Here is a 19,010-nt window from a genome sequence, read left to right as displayed (position 1 = left end):
TCTCATCGCCCTTAGGCAATTTTGCAAAGTTGTAGAACGGCGGTGGTGAAGACGTTGCCCATTCGAATGTACGTCCACCCCATGGGTCACCGGTTAGATCTCGGTTTTGGTCGCGGTCACGAACACTCACGTAAATCTGAACGAACTGACACACCACACCCATCGCAATTACGCCCGTACCTGCAGCCGCAACCGCCAGTAGAGGGAAGAATTCAGGGTTGATGTCTTGGCTCAAACGACGCGTCATGCCCATAAAGCCCAGAGCGTAAAGCGGCAAGAACGCCATCAAGAAACCAATGATCCAGCAGTAAAATGCGCGTTTACCCCAAAGCTCGTTCAGAGTGAAACCAGTCGCTTTTGGGAACCAGTAACCAATCGCTGCAAAACAACCGAAGACAACGCCACCGATGATTACGTTGTGGAAGTGCGCAATCAGGAATACCGAGTTATGCAAAATGAAATCTGCGCCCGGTACTGCCATCAATACGCCCGTCATACCACCAACGGTAAAGGTGATTAGGAAGCCCACGGTCCACATCATTGGCGTGGTAAAGCGGATACGTCCTTTGTACATGGTGAACAGCCAGTTGAAGATCTTAACCCCGGTTGGGATAGAGATAATCATGGTCGCGATGCCGAAGAAGGCATTCACATTGGCGCCAGAACCCATGGTGAAGAAGTGATGCAGCCAAACCACAAACGCTAAAATAGTGATAGCCACTGTCGCCCATACCAACGAGGTATAACCAAACAGTTTTTTGCGTGAGAAGGTTGCAGTCACTTCAGAGAACACACCGAAGATAGGCAAAATTAGGATGTACACCTCAGGGTGTCCCCATGCCCAAATCAAGTTCACATACATCATCACGTTGCCACCAAGGTCATTGGTGAAGAAGTGCGTGCCGATGTATCTATCCAAAGTCAGTAACGCGATGGTTACCGTAAGGATTGGGAAAGAGATGATGATCAGGATGTTGGCACACAGAGATGCCCAAGTGAATACTGGCATCTTCATCATTGGCATAGACGGAGTGCGCATGCGCAAAATAGTCGCGAAGAAGTTCACACCCGTTAATGTGGTACCCACACCGGATATTTGCAACGCCCATATCCAATAATCGACCCCGACTCCCGGACTGGCCTCAATGCCAGAAAGCGGCGGATACGCCAACCAACCCGTACGTCCAAATTCACCTAACCCCAATGACATGTTGGTTAGGATGATACCCACCACAAACAGCCAGAAGCTCAGGTTATTCAGATAAGGGAATGCAACATCACGAGCACCAATTTGCAGCGGCACGATGATGTTCATCAGGCCGATAACCAAAGGCATCGCGACGAAGAAAATCATGATCACGCCGTGAGCCGTGAAGATCTGGTCATAGTGGTGTGGCGGTAAATAGCCTGTCTCACCCGCTGCAGAAAGCAATTGCTGACTACGCATCATTACTGCATCGGCAAAGCCACGAACTAACATCACCATTGCCACAGCAATGTACATGAAGCCCAATTTTTTGTGGTCTACAGAAGTAAACCATTCATTCCAAAGGTATTGCCACTTACCGGCTTTTGTTACCGCATACACCACTAAACCACCCACTAAAGCGATCATGGTTAACGTGAACAAAATAATGGGTTCGTGGTAGGGAATTGAGTCTAGAGTTAATCTTCCAAACATGACGATTATCCTTGGGTTTCCGGCAAACAGTTCATTGAACCAGGGTGCTGGGTCACAACATCAGTAAATAAAAATGGTGGGATACTGGAGAACAGAGTCACAGGTTCAGCGACACTTGGCGCAGCCAATGAACGGAATTGCTCCCAGTCTTCAATACGGTCCGGGCTAGCTTTCACTTTTTCCACCCAGTTTAGAAACGCCACTTGATCAGGCATGGCTGATGCGGTGAATTTCATTTGAGAGAACCCTTTACCACTGTAGTTCGATGCAAAACCTTTGAAGTCACCTTCATGATTAGCAATCAAGTTCAGCTTGGTCACCATTCCCGGCATCGCATAAATCTGCGAACCAAGACGCGGGATAAAGAACGCGTTCATGATGTTGTCTGAAGTCAGCTTAAACGTCACCGGTACATCTTTCGGGAACGCAACATAGTTAACCGTCGCAATATTTTGCTCCGGATAGATGAACAGCCACTTCCAGTCCAGAGAGACCACTTCGATCACCATTGGTTGCACATCACTTTCCAGAGGCTTAGAGGGCTCTAGTTCGTGTGTTGTTCGCCAAGTGATGGTGGCCAGAATCGCGATGATGATTATTGGAATCGTCCATACCACCACTTCGATCTTGGTTGAGTGCGCCCAGTCAGGTGCATACTCTTCTGTGGTATTACTTTCGCGGTATCTATAGGCAAAGTAGATGGTCATCAGAATCACGGGGATGACGACAATCAGCATCAGTAACAGAGCCGTAATAATCAGCTCCTTTTCCTGAACGCCAACGCTACCTTTTGGGTCGAGCAATGCGGAGTTACATCCTTCGAGCATCAGGACGGTTCCCACCAAACCAATCCTCGACAGATTTGCTCTCGATAAAATGTGTTTATATCTTGAAGCTTCCATTAACTTTCTCGATGGTTATCCAGCCTCAGAACGAACGCCCGAGTACTGGTTGTCATGGTCATTAGAATATTTATGTGTTGAGCATGTGAAACGACGCATCTCAAAGCGAAACGGAATTAGCCACTATCTTGAACAGTCGCCAGTTGAACAGTTGAACTGACAAGTTAAAACGACAGTGCTGCGCAGCCGAAACATTACCGCACGGTTAAAACCACACAAAAAATATGACTTAATTGTTACACTTTGAAATATATTGTTACATTTGGCGCATTATGAGGAGTTGAAATTGAAAGCTCACCAAACAAACTTGGAAACTAACCTTCCAGTTATGAAAGTGAGATATGGGAAATTGATGCAATTCAGACGCACGATATAGGCGTGCCACACGAGTCGAGCCATGTGCGGAAAAGGATTAAGGCGAAACGGAAGAGAGAAAAGTAAACACGCAGTAAAAACAATAATGATTGATTACATTAGAAAGAGCGAATTAAGCAAAGTGTGATGATCGTCAAATTTATGAATTCACATACGATTTCAAAGGTATTTACAAAAGATATCACTCTAGACAATGACCCATCAGCCACTCGAATGACACGTTGATTTTTATGATAATAATGTCAGCTATGTGCAGCAAAAAACGGCCAAATATGAAGCTAAAAAGCCGATTTTTGGGGTATTAAGATATGTTTTAAGCGGGTATTACTCCCCTCAAGGGAGAGGAGTAATCGTCTTTAAGAGAGAGATTAGGCTGTTGGAGTCACGACTTTCTTGCGCTGATTTTTAGTCATCGAGTGATAAACCACAGGCACAAAGTAGAAAGAAATAAGCGTAGTTAATACCGTTCCGCCAACAATCGCGACCGCGAACGGAGGCCAGAAACCACCACCAGCAATGATCAGTGGCATAAAGCCGCCAACCGTCGTGATCGTTGTCGAACTGATATGACGAGTACACGACATCACAGCTTCTACCACCGCATCCACATTGCCTGATGAAGCTTGTTCATCGAGTTTCAATTCCGTCAGAATCACGATGGCGGCGTTAATCGCTAAGCCCGCAATCCCGAGCATGGCGATGATCACCGTGAAGCCAAACGGATAACCGAAGATCCACACCGACAACAGCCCTAACCCACCCGCCAATCCTGCTACCATGAAGATGATACTACTCATTCGGAACGAGTTGAACGACATCACCACCACCAACACCATCAATACCACCACGACTGCGACATTCGAGATCAGACTGTTGACTGAATTGTCTCGTTCAGCAGATTCGCCACCAAAACCAATGGTGTAACCCGATGGCATCTGATAGCTTTCTAAGCGTTTTTGGAATTCATTAAGGACAGTTTGAGGTAAGACACCCGCTTCAATGTAACCCTCAATGGTATTGACACGCTGCCCGTTACGACGAGTAATCGCGCCACGACTGGTCGTCAGTTCAAGCTCCGCCAGAGTCGAAACATTAATCCCCGTGGAATAGACATCAGAACTGATTGGCAAACGAATATTGCTTAAGTGCGCCAAGTTTTCACGCGCATCATCCGCAACACGAACACGAATCGGCACCGATTCACTTCCCTCAATTACAGATCCACTTTCACGACCAGTCAGCGTGGTTTGCAGCATGCCAGCAAACTGATTGAGTGAAATACCGTTAAGTTTTGCGGTATCTTCATCGACCTTCAACCACACCTTCGGCGTACCCGGCTGCAGTGTTTCTCGCGTGTGAGTCACATGAGGTACACCTGCCAGAATCAGTCGAACATCTTCACCAATCGCTTTTAATGTATCGAGGTTTTCACCATAAACACGCAGTTCAACTGGTGCGGTAAATGGAGGCCCTTGGTTAAGCTTTCGTACCAAGATTTGTGCTTCTGGTACCTCTTCATCCAACACCTTTTGCAACTCAGGAATCAGCGTATTAGCTTGTTCAAAGTTCTCTGTTTTCACCATTGCTTGCGAGAAGTACGGCGCATTATTTTGCCTTGCTTGCAGGTTGTAATAGAAAGATGGGAAGTTAGCGCCCACTAGCCAATCAATGCGCTCCACTTCTGGATAGCGATGAATGATATCGTCGATTTTTTCAGAAGTATTTTTAGTGGCATAAATGCTCGCTTGAGGTGGCATATAAACCTGAATCTCAAACATGTCTCGGTCTGATGGCGGGAAGAATTGCTCAGTCAGCTGAGACATACTCCAGTAACCAGTAAACGGAACCAACAACACCAAAGCAATCGTGATAATTGGATGCGTGACACCAAAACGGACAGAAGACGAGAACCAACGCGTCAAAGCCGGAATTTTCAAGCCTGTCATGTACCAATGGTGCTGACCTTTCTTATCAACATCACTGAGCTGTTTCGGCAGTAGCTTAGTCGCTAAGCCCGCAATCAAGGTGTGCGAAATGATGTAAGAACCGATCAACGAGAAAGAAACGGTAATCGCAATTCCTCCCACAAACTCACCCGATGCGCCCGGCATCAGAATGATCGGGGCAAACGCCAATACCGTGGTTAATGTTGACCCCAGTAGCGGCACCCATAAATGTTTCAACGCATTCATGGTTGCTTCAGCGCGCTGTTGCCCTTTCAGGCGGTAAGCTTGAATGGTGTCGACCATCACCACCGCGTTATCTACCATGATTCCGAGCGCCACAATTAGGCCCGTCACCGACATTTGGTTAATCGGAACACCGGTCATTTTCATGATCGACAGGGTCAATAATGAGGTTAACGGCAGAGAAATTGCCACTAAGATGGCGGCGCGAACGCCCAAGGTGACGAACAGCACAATTAAGATCAAGCCGAAACCGATCATCAAGCTTTTGCCTAAATCGTCTAAGCGAGTTTCGGTATAACCTTGCTGATTAAAGAGCACCGTCACCTTAACGTTACTTGGTAATTCTTGCTCAAATTTACCAATCAGAGCATTAGCTCGCGACGTCCAATTATCAACTCGCAGATCCGGATGCATTCTTGCCGCGACAATCACACCCGGCTCACCATCAATAATAGCAATCTGGTCTTGTGGGGTTTTCTCACCACGTTTCACAGAAGCAATGTCTTCCATACGGATGATGTGACCATTGCTATCAGTGGCTATTGGCACTTGCTTAATGCGTTCAATAGAATCGAGTTCAGATTTAATTTCTAAGCCAAAGCGAGAATAATCACTCACTAACTCACCGGCGGAGTTCTTGGCGTCTGCCCCTTCTAGCGACTCAGCAATATTAGCACTCGAACGCCCAAGCGCTGCGGCATCAGCAGTTCTTAGACTTATCTGGATTTCTTCTTGTGGCATTCCGTATTCATCTACGAATTCAGTACCCGACAAAGTTCGTAATCGCTTAGCGAGTTCTTTGGCATAGCGCCCGAGGGTTAATCGGTCAGGCTCACCGGCACCCGACCAAGTCAGAGAAGCAATGGTTGTAAATGCGTAGGTATGGTCGCTGTCGAGATCGGGAGAATGCGCACCCGCAGGTAAAATGGATTCGATGTCAGACAGCTTGTCACGAGCCTGAGACCAAACCGGCTCTGGCTCGGTGATGGTGTCATTCAATTCTAGCGTGACAATAGACACGCCCGGCCTTGAGGTTGAGCTCACCAGTTTAACTTCACTCAGCTCACGCAGCTTATTCTCGATCACCTCAGTAACTAAGGTTTCAACACGTTCGGCACTGGCACCGGGAAAACTGGTGGTAATGTTGGCGTAACGGTTGATGATGACTGGATCTTCTGCGCGAGGCAGCGTCATGAACGCAGAAATACCACTCACCATCAGCAGTGCCGTCATTAAGATAAGCAGTCGAGTATTGGAAATAATCTCTATGATTTTCATGCTATTTCCTATTCAGCAGTAACGCTGGCTGGCTTCACGGTTTGTCCGGGAACCAAGCGGTGCAACCCACTGGCGATCACTTGCTCGCCTTCGGTAATGGCACCGCTGACATAGGCTTGTTGGTTATTAGCAAACAGAACCTGAACACTTCTACGTTCAACCTTGTTGTCTTCACCAATCACAAAGATGTTCCACACCCCGCGTAATCCATCAATCAAACCAGTTATTGGCACCCAGTAGCCTTGGTCATCAATCTGTTCATCAAATTTAAGGTAGGCAAGTTGCCCTTCTAATACCGACGATTGTTCAGGAAAAAGATAACGTAAGCCGACACTTCGAGAGCGAGTGTCGACCATCGCACCAGGGTTCAGCAGAGTCACAGAGAAATCATCTCGCCCGACACGAATACTTGGTGCGGAAAGTGAAGTAACCTTTTTCATTTGATGGGCAGGAATACCGATGAAGGCTTCTTTCCCTTCAGAGGCAAGCAAAGTCAGAGTTGGATTACCCACATTCACTACATCTCCCAAAGAGACAAAACGCGTTGAAATAGTGCCCGAATAAGGCGCAAGAATTGTCGATTTCACTAGCTTCAATTGATTGCCTTTTACTGAGGCATCAATACGCAGAAAGTTAGCCTGCAATACGCGTTGCTCACTAGTCAGCGAGTCAATTTCCGCCTCTGCACTGAAGCCTTTAGCTTTCAATGAACGCTGACGTTTAAGGTTCGCAGCCACCAAACTCAACTGAGCTTTGACTTCTTCAGCTTGAGCTTTCAACTGGCTAGATTCAGTTTCCAAAAGTTGGGTATCCAATCGAATCAACGGCTGACCCATTGTGACTGTGTCACCGACATCAACCAGAATCTCGTTTACTTTGCCCGCCAGTTCGAAACCTAAATTAGCTTGTTGACCCGCCTTAACCACACCGACATATTCGCGCTGTACTGCATAAGAGGAAGATAGCGCCAAAGCGATCGTTTCTACAGTTAAAATGGTTTGGACGCTCGAAGCCGTTTCAGTGGTTGAATCAACCGACTCTTCGGCTTGTTCCTTTTCGCCACATCCAACAAGAAAAGTCGACAACGCCACTGCCAATGCCAATGCGCTTCCCTTCATCAATTTATACATACGTACTGTTCCTATGCGGTACTCAATTATGTTCTTTTTTTAGACTAACCAAATCAAACTAGACTGTCTAGTTTGATTGTGTTAAAAATAAGTTTCATCGTTAATGATTGATAAAACCATCACAAAAAGCATAATGCTTAGCGCAGAATGAAATGCATTGAACTGAGTAACGTCAAGTACCAAGCAAGCAACGAGAAACAGCACGTGACTAAAATCATCAAGAGTGAACAGAAGAGATCGCAGATCTTAACCGCAGCCAGCCAACTTTTCTCTGAACATGGCTTTAAGATCAATATGGATCAGATAGCCAAAGCAGCGAACGTTTCCAAGCAAACGGTCTACTCTCACTTTAAAAACAAAGACGAACTTTTCGAAACCTGCATGCAAACCAAGTGTGCGGAGCGAGAACTCAGTCCTTCTGCCTTTGATATGGATGCAGAGGTGGGTGATGAGTTGGTGAAATTTGGTGTGAAATTTCAGGATTTGTTACTTGATGAGCAATCTAGACAAACCTTCCAAAATGCCATTAGCCAAGCGAATACGCATCCAGAGATCGCCTCAATCTATTTAGAAACTGGGCCTCAGAAAACCACAAAATTACTCGCCGATTACCTACAGTCGAAAATAGAATCTGGTGATCTCACACTGTCGACATCAAGCTCGCCAGTCATTGCTGCACGCCAACTGTTGCTGATGTTTCACGGCAAATCGGCGTATTGGGGATTCTTCGGACACGATAGCGGTGAGTCACAAGATGAAAGACTTCACTACACGCGTGAATGTGTCGCACTATTCTTAAACGGCAACCAACCTCGCTAGTTTAAGTATCGCAAACAAAAAGCACTCGGTATATGCCGGTAAACCAATGAAAAATAACAGCTTGTTTTGACAATGACTTGTTCATAATGACCACTCTATGTCTCTGACCTAAGTGTTATTTAGACTCATTATCATTAAATTTAACATGGTCTTTACGTAAAATAACGTAGAGACCAATAAACCGCTATGTACCGTTATTTGGAATGCTCCACATAAATCAATTCATCGGTATTGAAGCCTCGCTCTTTAGACATCCTTGTGAATTTCTCCATGACCTCAGATGAGACTTCTGGGGTTCGAGAAAGTAACCATAAGTAATCGGTGTCTGGGCCAGAGACAAACGCGTATTGGTAGTTCTCTTTGTCCAATTCAAACACCACATAAGCGCCATAGAATGGGCCAAAGAATGATACCTTCAAATAGCCCTGATCACTGCCTTCGACAAAATAGGCTTTACCTTCCGCTTCGTTCCATTCGCCATCTTCATCTGAATAGCCGCGGTTAATCACCTTCACACCACCATCATCACGCAGGCTATATTCGGCACTGATGCTATTGAGGCCTCGCTCAAACGAGTGGTCCAAACGAGCAACTTCGTACCATTTACCCAAGTATCTATCCAATTCAAACTGTTGAACGGGCTTTACTGTTTCAGGCATACCGACACACCCACCCAATAAGATGACACTTAGCAGCAATAATATTTTCTTCATCCTAACCTCGACTTGTTTTAATAGTAATTCGAGTAAGTCATGTGAGAGCCTTAACTTACATTCTTGGTAATACGTTAAATCCGTTTAATTGGTTCATATAACAGTAAATTATTCAGAAGCTTATGTGAATCGTTTTGTCAGTGAATGAATCAGTGATGCTTCATTGCTGACCGGTACTGAGTCGGTGTTACTTGCTTATACGATTTAAACTGACGATTGAAGTTGGCTTGGTTGTCGTATCCCACTTTCTCCAAAATCAAATTCACTGGCAATGAGGTGTTAATCAATAAATCACACGCCACATTGAGCCTAATTTTCTTCAATCGCTGACTAAAACTCTCGTTGTAGTGTTTTTGAAATAGGCGCCTAACGCTACTCTCACTAATGTAGAGATGCTTGGCTAAGTCATTAACCGAGATGTCGTGATTAAAATTGTTCACCAAGAAAGCTTCAACCTTGCCGAGCTTATCACTGGCCTCATCTTCATCATCCGAGCTGAAGAGTGGGTTAATCAACTGCACGATCTCTAGATCATCAAGCAACAACGAAAACAGAGAGAATAGCGTAATCAATTGTTGATGTGGTGGCTGGTTCATCACCTTGTTCAACAATTCCGTCGCTTTCTCTGCAGTAGCGGGTGAAAACTGGAGCCCTTTCTTTGATTCTTCTAGCAATACACGTATCGGTTCGAGCTCTCGACAGCACGCGATTAGTTGCTCTATCCAATCTTTACGAAACCAAACCACGTGCGTTTCACATATTCGCGAGTCGTCTGCGCTCTCTTCTGAATAAATAGCATGAGGCAAATCTGGCCCCACCAAAATCATGTGATTGTGAAACACATCGCTTTGATGGTGCCCAATAAAACTATGACCAGCAAAGTGACGATGAATCGCGATCTCGTACTCTTCATGTCTATGCCAACCATAGCTTTTGCTGTTCTCGACAATTTTCTTATAGCGCCATGACGTGCCAATTCGTTGTGGCACTTTTTCCAAGTAACCTTTCATTGCGATGCTCAGTGACTTTTTAATATTGAAAGTATACGCATCAAACCATTCAAATGAGTACATTGACTGAAAAGTATTGAACATTGCGCTAACGATACTCATCCGGTTATCACCGCTAAATATACTGCAAGTGAATTTAACCAGGAGAGCAACTATGGACACTTTATTATTAAAAATCCGCGATATGATTCTTGCCACTCGTCAACAGTGGATAGGCGAGATCACCTACAACCACAACATTAAAGGTGAGAACACTTGGAAACTTTATGGCTATAACTCTCATGAAGAATACAAAAAAGATCTACGTAACAGCCTAAGAGAAGAGTCGTAACTAGAAGCTCATTCAAACGACAGCTTGTTGATTAATCGCAGTTTTTATTTGTCATTCATGTAGAGTTTCACACTGGCCACTCGCTTTCTATACTTATTAAACAGTGGAACATGGGAAATATAAGAATGAACAACAAGCTCACTTTGCCGCGCACTGCATGGATTGCATTACTCGCTAGCTTAGGCACTATTTCGCCGGTACTTGGACAAGACAACACAGCTGCTCAAAGCCAACCGACTATTCAAAATCAAGTAGAGACGAATAGCCAAACCGCAGACCAGATCTTCACCAATGCCGACATCTACGGGCATCGCGAATCGGACTCGATCATTACCCATAAAGGCAAAATCATTTTCATTGGCGACCACTCACAAGCGAAAGCTTTTCAAGGGCATAGTACCGACGTCATCGACTTGGAGAATGCCTTTGTTTTGCCGGGGTTCATTGATAATCATAACCATGTGTTTGAAGCCGCCTCAGAGCTGGGTGGCAATTGCGAACTGGATTCTGAAGCCACATTAGAAGAGCAAATCCCTTACTTAGAAGCGTGTAAAATCAATGCCGAGACCAATGGCAGAGGTTGGCTAATGGGTTATGGCTTTTCTCTAGAGTCGACACTCGACAGCGATTATGACTACACGCCACTAGAGATCATCGACAGTATCTTCCCGGATCGTCCCGTAGTCATCATGGAGCAAACCTCACACTCGATGTGGGTCAACTCAAAAGCACTGAAAATCGCCCGAATCAGCCAACAATCTCCTGCTCCACAAGGTGGCGCTTATTTAAAAGACCAAGACAACGGCAAGCTTAACGGCATCTTACTAGACAACGCTGGCGACCAAATTATGGAGATGGCGTGGAACAGCCAAAGCGAGCTATTTGAACAAAGCTATCAAGGCTTAATGTTCGGACTTGAAGAAGCCGAAGCGCACGGCATTACCACCATTGGTGACGGCCGGATGTATTGGAAACGAGGTTGGTACGACGTTTGGCTAGAAGCGGAGCAAAACCAAGATTTGACGGCTCGAGTGTCATTGCGCCCTTGGGTTTACCCATCAATGGCGATTCCCTCTCAATTAGAAGTCTTTGAGAAGATGTACTCCGATGACAAAAACCGCTTGCTGCTTGTCGATCAGGTAAAAATGTACAGCGATGGCATCTTCATTAACGGTACAGCAAAAACACTCGCGCCCTATTTAGATACCTATCTGCCACAATCTCCCAATGGCCTAAACTATATTCCACCAGCACAGATGACAGAGTGGCTAACCGCGCTCGATAAAATTGGTTTTAGTGCGCACATTCATGCGATTGGTGATGGCGCCGTTCGTGAATCACTTGATGCGATAGAAAGCATTCGCAAACAAGGTTCAACCAAACCCTACACCCTAACCCATGTCGAATTAATCAATGATGAAGATGTGCCACGCTTTCGCCAATTAGACGTAACCGCAGATTTCCAAGTCGGCTCTGATTACGTTGCAAGGCATCAACACCAATGGGCCGAAGCCTTCCTTGGTGCTCGCCGTGCCAAAGCCATGATGAACCTAGACGCGATACTTAAGACTGATGCCAATATCACCTTGAGCAGTGACTGGAACGTACACGACATCAACCCTCTAGTTGGAATCGCAAATAGCTTAATCATGGGCAAAACCGGCCTAACCGATATCTACACCGCTATCGACGCTTACACGCTCAATGCAGCCAAAAGTCTTGGAATTGAAGATATAACCGGTTCAATTGAGGTGGGAAAATCGGCTGACTTTGCCATTCTCGACCGAGACATCACCACAGTATCGGCAAGACAAATAGCCAAAACTCAGGTGTTGATGACAGTATTACGAGGAGATGTGGTTTACGAAAAATAGAACCAACAAACACGTCGAATTGGTTATCACCACACAAACGAAAACGAGCCAGCTTATTCAGCTGGCTCGTCTGTTATTCACATATGTATTTTAGTTCTGTTACGCGTTGGGCTCTTTTAGTGCTTTCTCATTTGATTCTTGCTTTTCATCCAGAGCAAAGTAGATTTTTGATACAATCACTTCAGCAACCAGAATCGTAAATACCACAGCGAAGAACGCTACCACACCGCCCCAAGGGCCTGTGAAGCTCACCTTGTCACCGAACATAAGGTTTATCGCTTCTAGCATGACGAATTTTGAGCCAACAAGAATAATGTATGTCGACAGCGCTCGATACACCTTAGGTGCCGTTCCAGATTTCTGTTTGAAGTAATCCGCTACCTTGTGTTCTAAGCCAATAGAGAGCTTCAACAATAACTGCAGTAACAACGCCGCTATCAAAGAAATAGTGAAAGATTCAATGTTGACGAAGTCCCAGTACTCATCGAAAAAGTTAAGCACTACTAAGTCCACCAGCACGGCTAACGTGTAACCTACAAATAGACGTTGTGGTGTGTTGAACCCGTAAACTTTATCTGATTTAGTCATTCTGTCTCTCTCTAATTTGTTAAGTAGCCTTGATTTGAAATACATCTTAGCGTTCGAATCGAAGCAAAACTTACCATTTCATGACACCACTCAAAATCATTCACAACATAAATGAATCTCTTTATGGTATCACTGTTGTATAAACGACAATGACACCTCGATGGAGTTTAAGCGTACTTAAGCAGTGATCGACTTAATTGAAATCTTGCGTCCAATAAGACACCTTCGACGAGTCAGACTTACTGGTTTTAGAGCCGATCCCCATCTTTGTGTGCGCGCTGTTCATAATATTTTGACAGTGCCCTTGATGACCTGCCCAACTATTAAGACCTGCATTGTTAACTTTGCCATCCGTGCGTGGGCTTGTATAACCAAAAATAGGGATGACCACCGAGTTCGATGAAAGGACAAACGCATTCTGACCTGAACTGTTCACAACAAAGTGACCTTGAGCGTCTCTTTGATACTGCTCGTCTGAATTTAGCTGGGCATTACTGGCGGTGTTGTTGTCCCAAGCGACAGGGGCTACTGGAGGGTAATCTCCACTCGCGAATGATGAACCAAATGCATCACAATAGCGCTGTGTCGATCTTGCACAGTTTGTCGAAATAACCGATTGATACTTAATGCTGTCTTGGTTTAGATCATCTGGAATATTCACAATTCGGCACCATCTTTCATCGGCAACACCTTGGCCAGGCATGCCCCACACTGAGCCATTCAATATTTGATTTTTATCGAGCAATGCGAAATCTATCAGAGTATCGCTAGTAAGCTGACCTAAATCCAAATTGATATTTCCTGATGAAGCATCTAACTCAAAGATTGATGCCCCGACTTCCTTGGCTGCTGCATTAATTTTGTCACGTTGTAATAACGCCCAAGAATCACCAAACCGATCTTCGGACTGCTGTTCATATGCCTTAGCGATAAATTCGTAAGTCGGTAATTCGGCTTCAACACCACTCTCGTCTTTACTCACGACGCTACCAACAGTTTCAAATTCCAAAGAACTGTCGATGACAGCATTGTTAAATACATACGTTCCAAGGTGCTCACTAGAACAAGAGTTGCTATTCATATCGTATCGGTATTCTGTAAGCGTTCCATCCACAAGCAATTTATTACTTTGTCTTTGTGCGCTTAACCCAACCGCTTCATAACAATGCCAGTCGTCAACAAAACTGCTTCCATTATCGATAATGATAGTGGGTGCAGAGATAACCACATCCACCTTTTGGGTATCTGAACCTTTAAACGCGGGAAGTTCGTTTTTAACGGTAATAGATGAGTAGTTTCTGATGGGATCCGAGCTATCGACAAAGCCTTCAATTGCAAAGAGCATATTGCTACCGAGCGCTTTAATGTTGGGCTGCTGCGAGGTAGTGTTTGATGAATTATCGGAGTTCCCAAGGCTGCCTGGCGTATTAGAGTTACTAGGGTTATTAGCGCTATCAGAAGTTGTGCTGTCACCTCCAGATGAACTTTCTCCTCCGCACCCAGACATAGTAATTGCAATAAGTACTGCTGCTGACACATGTTGCTTTCTCATAAGTTATTCCTTAACCATACATGAATCTTTGGAATTAGAATGTTGCCTTATGAATCTGGCTTAAACTTCAGGTCAATGTCAGAGCCCAAAAATATTAACATCGAGTTTACAGTTTGGTAGGTATTGTCAAGTAGAGGTTTGGCTAAACGCTTTGTGTATAATTCATGTAATTTAATGATTAGCGTGACGACCAACAAGCAACGCTAGTGCACCTCTTCTCATTAAAATCAGATTCATCTCGCTCCAATTCAACGACCTTTAAAGATCTTGCGATCCTCATTGTTGTATATTATCCGCACTATAAAATTACAGACCGGATAGTCGCTCTGTAAAATAATTGAGTGATATCCATGGACAAGAAGCAACAAGCAATCCAAGCCGCGATTGAATTATTCGCGACACAAGGCTTTGAAAAAACGTCTATCGTACAGGTGTGTGAAACGGCGAAAGTATCGAAAGGTTTAGTTTTTCATCATTTCAAAAACAAAGATGACCTACTAAGAAAAGTGTTTGTTCGCATGGCAGAGATTATTAGCGAAGTCGGCGAAAACTCCGATTTATCGAGTGAAGGAATATCAGGAAAAAGAGAGGTTAATTAACCTTATCGAGCACATCTTTTTGTCTATGGCGGATCCGCAACAAAAGCTGTTTTATCAACTTGACTACCAAGTGAAATGTCAGCTGTCGTTAAGACTGATATTAAAAGACCTATTGGACGAACGCTACCAACTGATGATGGATTCTTTTGAAGTTATTCTATGTGACATTCCAAATGCCAACAGTGTTGTCGATAGCCACATGTTGATCGCCGATATCGATGGTATCACACTCAGTTACTTGTTCTCGGATTGTGATTACCCGTTAGAACAAATTAAAGAAGGCTTCATAGCTAAGTACTTACTGTTGCTGAATTTATAAGTACCTCGCTTAAAGCTCAATAGAACGTTGTTGGCTATCTAAAGTAACTCTCTATCTAAAGGTATCTATCAGGCACGTTCAGGCTGATCTGGTAACCCTTTCCCCTCTAGCTCCTCTCTCAAGTTAAGTTCATCACCCCCTTTAGATTGACGACCGAGGGGAAGAACGTTCTTTGGCGCTGAAGATATAATTGCGCACGAAACGACCGGCATTCTATTCCTCCCCTTTCCACGATCCACAATGAACCGAAGATGCTAATTAAGAGGAGACTCGGAAAAGATTTTTGGGGTAAGGCTAACTCAGAATTGCCCCAAAGTGAGCCAGAGAGGGATTGAACTCAGTTTCAAACCCTGCAACTTGCCTTACTTTTCCTCATGCCTAGAGTTCCGACAATGTAGCTAAATGTTCTAATCTATAACAGACTAACCTTCAATCACACTTACGCACGAATATGTTGTTCAACTATGTCTAAGCTATTGAATAATAGAGAACTAAAGGGAAGTTTTTGATTGATAACATGCCTTGAATTGCAAGCAATATGTGCTTGCACGGTTTTCAACTAGAAATTAGATTCAATCTTAATTATATGCATAATTTTCAGTTGGTTAGATAGGGTACTTGAGATATGCTGAATACATAAATTCGTGCTGGCACGTTATTAAAATGTTAGTTCTTAGGAGGCATTATGCCAGTAATGTATGATGGTATTGAGTTACCAACAGAAGAAGAGCACTATGCTAAGTTATTAGATGGTGCTAGGGAAAAATCATCTCGATGGGCTGAAAATTATGCCGAAGCATTTCTTAAATCGGTAGGGTGCCCAATAATTCATAAGGTTGATGAAAACCCTAAATATGAAAACATAGCCCCAGGTATATTAACACCTGATTTTATAATATTTAGTGATACTTTGAGGGGTAATCACCCTGATGACTTTTATGTCGATGTCCAAGAAGTGACAGGGGGGCCTTGGGATTTAAAAGGAGAAGGGAATCATTTGATTGGAAAACCTAATCCAATGCGTGAAAACACCTTAAAAGTAAAAGAAAATAATAAATTAGTTCAGCGATATATTGTAAATGAATCTAATCCTGATGTCTTAAAAGCTATATTTATGCCATTAAAAAAGAAAAGTAAAAAATATGGAGCTAAAAAACGTAAGTCATCTAAATTTGGCTTAATTAGCGTTCAAGGTAACTTTCAGGATATTGCTCATGAACTGCATTTTTCTAAGTTACTATGGCATACAATGGAAAATGTAATCGACTTCATGAAAGTAAGTAGTTATTCAAATGATGAAATCCATAAGTTTATGGATCTTCGATTAGATATTATGAACCATAAAAAAGAAGGGGTAATTCCTTTATTTTTACCGTTTGATGAATGTTGGTGCTTTTGGGCGTTACTTGGTTCAAAAAGTTATAATGGCCTTTGCCTTTTAGTTGTTAATACAACAGCATTAGAAAAGCTTAAAGGGCTGCCTGAGTACGAATGGTTATTAAGTTTTATTAGCGGTGAAAATGTAGAGTTTTCAGATAAAATTAGAAATATTGTCTTGGAAAATAAAAACTAACAAATGCATCAACACGATTTGCTACATTCGGCGTTGTCAGTTTGCCTTTAGTTTCAGTGATTAAGGCGTTAAAATTCAGCTAAGCCTGTATCGTAGCAAACGTGTTATGCAGGCGTTATGGCTCTTATCTCACTTGGTTCGCAGTCAGTCTAGCTGTTCTAGAATTAATTTTGTTAGTTATGTCACAGATTTACTATGCTCGGTTGTCAGGTGGTAGTTTGGTTGCATAATTGAGCTTTTTGATTTGGGGCAAAAAGTGAAGCGTAGAGACTTTTTAGTTGAGCACATTATGGGTAAGGCATTTATTGAAGATGTCATGAAATCGATCGCCTGGACAACACTTTGTGGAGCAGTGTATGCCATAAGCCTTTCTTCAATAAAAACAGGCAACATTTATCAAGGGGTGCTTGTCTTTATTCTTTTTATTATGTTGTCAACTCTTGCTGTTATTTATGTTGCAATGCATATCGTTATTCCTCTGGATGCTGCAATGTACCCAGAAGATCCTTACTGGGATGAGAAGAAAAGTGAAGTTAAAGGGGTGTTGAAAGGGTATGAGGTGCTCAAGATAATCTTCACTCGCTGGAAAATATTTTATTTAATGTTAACAATGGGATACTTTCTCTACGCGAATGAAGTTACTGAATACATCCTATCTAAAGCTTAATAAATGCTCTGGTGTCCAACTGTACCAATGAAAGCATTTAACTGGTTCTCTTGTGCTTGATTTAGGGCAGTAGTATTCCTCAGAGCCATAACAAAGCCATCAAGGTGACGCTTTACACTCGGCGGTTTTGGTATGGAGTTTGGTGTGCTTTGTTGGTTCAGTGGGGCGCACCTTATGGCAGGCGTTAGCCGTATTAACGAACAAGGAGAATTAATGGAACATGTTCTGAATTGGATTACGAGTCTAAATCCTTTTTACCAAAGCATTCTAGGTGCTGCAGTGTTTGCCTTTTCATCATGGCTTTTACAGCAAGTAATTAAAAAGGGAAAGTCAGGAGGGTCAAAATTCTGGGATTCATACACAACGTTAGATATCCACAAACATGTACTACATAAGCACTATGTTCGTTCTGAAAATGTTCAGTTATCGAGTTATGGCTCTTCAATAGCCTTATTGGTGTCAGCCCGATGGTCATTGCTATCTTTTATGATTTTAATATTTGTATTTGGTATTCAAGCAGCGATTGACGGTAAATGGCTTTATGTCGCAGGTTCTTGGTTCGCATTCAATGCTATGCTAGAGGCAAGAAGTTGGGTAAAAGACTCCAGTAGCGCTCAAGCTGTGCGCCATATAGAGCAAGAAAAAATTGATCGCGTAACTCAAAATCTAAATCCTAACCTAATTGAGCGCAATGGTTCAGAAGAGAGTAGTGCCCAGCAGTCTGGACACGGCTAACAAGGCGCTTAACGGTGACCCAAAACGCTTGGCATTCTTGCTTCGCAAAAGTATAGCCAAGGTTTTGTGCACGTTAGCTTAGCGTTATATTCAATAAGGAGTTAAGCGATTGGGTAAAGGTAAAGATTTCTTAGAACTTCTAGATAAACCAGAAGGGCAAATGTTCCTTAATGTAATGGAAACTAACGGTAGCAAAGTCAATACAATTAATGCCCATCTTATTTTCGAGGAATTATTGACTGAACTGCTACGGACAGTGTTTTGTGAGAATGATGGTATCGAAAGGGCAAAATTGCAGTTTCACCAAAAGCTACATCTAGTAAATTCGTTGAAATCAAGCAAACTGCCTCCACAACTTTATGGCGCTTTAAAGAAGCTCAATAAAATTAGAAATTGCTATGCACATTCTTTGAATCCGAAAGGTGTTTATGAGCTAGAATCAGATTTGATCTCAATTGCTCCAAGCTCACTGTTTCCGGTTAAAGCTCCTTTTCAGTTAGGCAATCATAGCATTGAACAAAGTTATAGTTTTCAAGAAAAATACGTAATAGCTTTGCGATGGATCTTTTCCGAGCTAATGAATATAACAAGCAATTCAAGCTGATTCGTAACGTTTGGCCTTTTTGGTTTGAGTCAGTTTTAGTGTTTACGGCGCAAAGGTTCAGTTCAGTGGCA

The 19,010-nt window shown here is 43.4% G+C and carries 15 protein-coding genes and 1 pseudogene; 8 read left to right on the top strand and 8 right to left on the bottom strand.

What is annotated here, in order from left to right:
• The 4 genes from cyoB to IQO02_RS21175 all read right to left on the bottom strand — a co-directional run.
• On the bottom strand, positions 1 to 1,681 hold a 1,681-nt coding region (gene cyoB, locus IQO02_RS21190; RefSeq protein ID WP_228006089.1), incomplete at its 3' end, for a cytochrome o ubiquinol oxidase subunit I.
• 5 nt (positions 1,682 to 1,686) lie between these two features.
• The gene (cyoA, locus tag IQO02_RS21185; RefSeq protein WP_081275277.1) at positions 1,687 to 2,583 is read right to left on the bottom strand and encodes a ubiquinol oxidase subunit II; all 897 of its coding nucleotides are present in this window, start codon (positions 2,581 to 2,583) and stop codon (positions 1,687 to 1,689) included.
• A 743-nt stretch (positions 2,584 to 3,326) separates the two neighbouring features.
• Positions 3,327 to 6,425 carry an efflux RND transporter permease subunit gene (locus tag IQO02_RS21180; protein ID WP_193838638.1) on the bottom strand — a complete coding sequence of 1,033 codons (3,099 nt, stop codon included), beginning with the start codon at positions 6,423 to 6,425 and terminating at the stop codon, positions 3,327 to 3,329.
• 8 nt (positions 6,426 to 6,433) lie between these two features.
• The gene (locus tag IQO02_RS21175) at positions 6,434 to 7,555 is read right to left on the bottom strand and encodes an efflux RND transporter periplasmic adaptor subunit (RefSeq protein WP_065612581.1); all 1,122 of its coding nucleotides are present in this window, start codon (positions 7,553 to 7,555) and stop codon (positions 6,434 to 6,436) included.
• A 204-nt stretch (positions 7,556 to 7,759) separates the two neighbouring features.
• Here IQO02_RS21175 and IQO02_RS21170 point away from each other — a divergent pair, with 204 nt between their 5' ends.
• A complete protein-coding gene (locus tag IQO02_RS21170) occupies positions 7,760 to 8,374 on the top strand; it encodes a TetR/AcrR family transcriptional regulator (protein ID WP_016784665.1) in 615 nt (204 codons plus the stop codon).
• Positions 8,375 to 8,568: 194 nt separating this feature from the next.
• On the opposite strand, the gene IQO02_RS21165 is transcribed toward IQO02_RS21170, so the two are convergent.
• The gene (locus IQO02_RS21165) at positions 8,569 to 9,087 is read right to left on the bottom strand and encodes a lipocalin family protein (protein ID WP_010439773.1); all 519 of its coding nucleotides are present in this window, start codon (positions 9,085 to 9,087) and stop codon (positions 8,569 to 8,571) included.
• Positions 9,088 to 9,236: 149 nt separating this feature from the next.
• On the bottom strand, positions 9,237 to 10,199 hold the full coding sequence (locus tag IQO02_RS21160) for a helix-turn-helix transcriptional regulator (RefSeq protein ID WP_010439769.1): 963 nt from the start codon (positions 10,197 to 10,199) through the stop codon (positions 9,237 to 9,239).
• Positions 10,200 to 10,251: 52 nt separating this feature from the next.
• On the opposite strand from IQO02_RS21160, the gene IQO02_RS21155 reads away from it, so the two are divergent.
• Both IQO02_RS21155 and IQO02_RS21150 read left to right on the top strand, forming a co-directional pair.
• Positions 10,252 to 10,428, top strand: coding sequence for a hypothetical protein (locus tag IQO02_RS21155; RefSeq protein WP_016786079.1), 177 nt, complete (start codon positions 10,252 to 10,254; stop codon positions 10,426 to 10,428).
• 125 nt (positions 10,429 to 10,553) lie between these two features.
• The gene (locus IQO02_RS21150; protein WP_193838637.1) at positions 10,554 to 12,302 is read left to right on the top strand and encodes an amidohydrolase; all 1,749 of its coding nucleotides are present in this window, start codon (positions 10,554 to 10,556) and stop codon (positions 12,300 to 12,302) included.
• A gap of 99 nt (positions 12,303 to 12,401) precedes the next feature.
• Here the strand turns inward: IQO02_RS21150 and IQO02_RS21145 are convergent, their stop codons facing one another.
• Positions 12,402 to 12,890, bottom strand: coding sequence for a hypothetical protein (locus IQO02_RS21145; protein WP_010439759.1), 489 nt, complete (start codon positions 12,888 to 12,890; stop codon positions 12,402 to 12,404).
• 193 nt (positions 12,891 to 13,083) lie between these two features.
• Positions 13,084 to 14,442: a CAP domain-containing protein gene (locus IQO02_RS21140; protein ID WP_016791716.1), complete on the bottom strand. Its 1,359-nt coding sequence runs from the start codon at positions 14,440 to 14,442 to the stop codon at positions 13,084 to 13,086.
• A gap of 431 nt (positions 14,443 to 14,873) precedes the next feature.
• Here IQO02_RS21140 and IQO02_RS22310 point away from each other — a divergent pair.
• From IQO02_RS22310 to IQO02_RS21115, 5 genes and pseudogenes are all read left to right on the top strand, one after another.
• A pseudogene (locus tag IQO02_RS22310) lies at positions 14,874 to 15,360 on the top strand (TetR family transcriptional regulator).
• A 685-nt stretch (positions 15,361 to 16,045) separates the two neighbouring features.
• Entirely contained in the window at positions 16,046 to 16,933 is an 888-nt protein-coding gene (locus IQO02_RS21130; protein WP_102282730.1) for a hypothetical protein, read from the top strand.
• A 256-nt stretch (positions 16,934 to 17,189) separates the two neighbouring features.
• Positions 17,190 to 17,600, top strand: coding sequence for a hypothetical protein (locus IQO02_RS21125; protein ID WP_240697463.1), 411 nt, complete (start codon positions 17,190 to 17,192; stop codon positions 17,598 to 17,600).
• Positions 17,601 to 17,813: 213 nt separating this feature from the next.
• Positions 17,814 to 18,335, top strand: a complete 522-nt coding sequence (locus tag IQO02_RS21120) for a V3/V1b-type arginine vasotocin receptor (protein WP_102297934.1) — start codon at positions 17,814 to 17,816, stop codon at positions 18,333 to 18,335.
• A 109-nt stretch (positions 18,336 to 18,444) separates the two neighbouring features.
• Complete coding sequence (locus IQO02_RS21115) at positions 18,445 to 18,939, top strand: hypothetical protein (RefSeq protein WP_016768291.1); 495 nt, start codon at positions 18,445 to 18,447, stop codon at positions 18,937 to 18,939.
• Positions 18,940 to 19,010: the final 71 nt, after the last annotated feature.

The organism is Vibrio sp. OPT24 (genome assembly GCF_015163545.1).
Taxonomy (GTDB): Bacteria; Pseudomonadota; Gammaproteobacteria; order Enterobacterales; family Vibrionaceae; genus Vibrio; species Vibrio cyclitrophicus.
The sequence above is the reverse complement of the archived record's forward strand: the minus strand, read 5'-3'. Positions and strand labels throughout refer to the sequence as shown.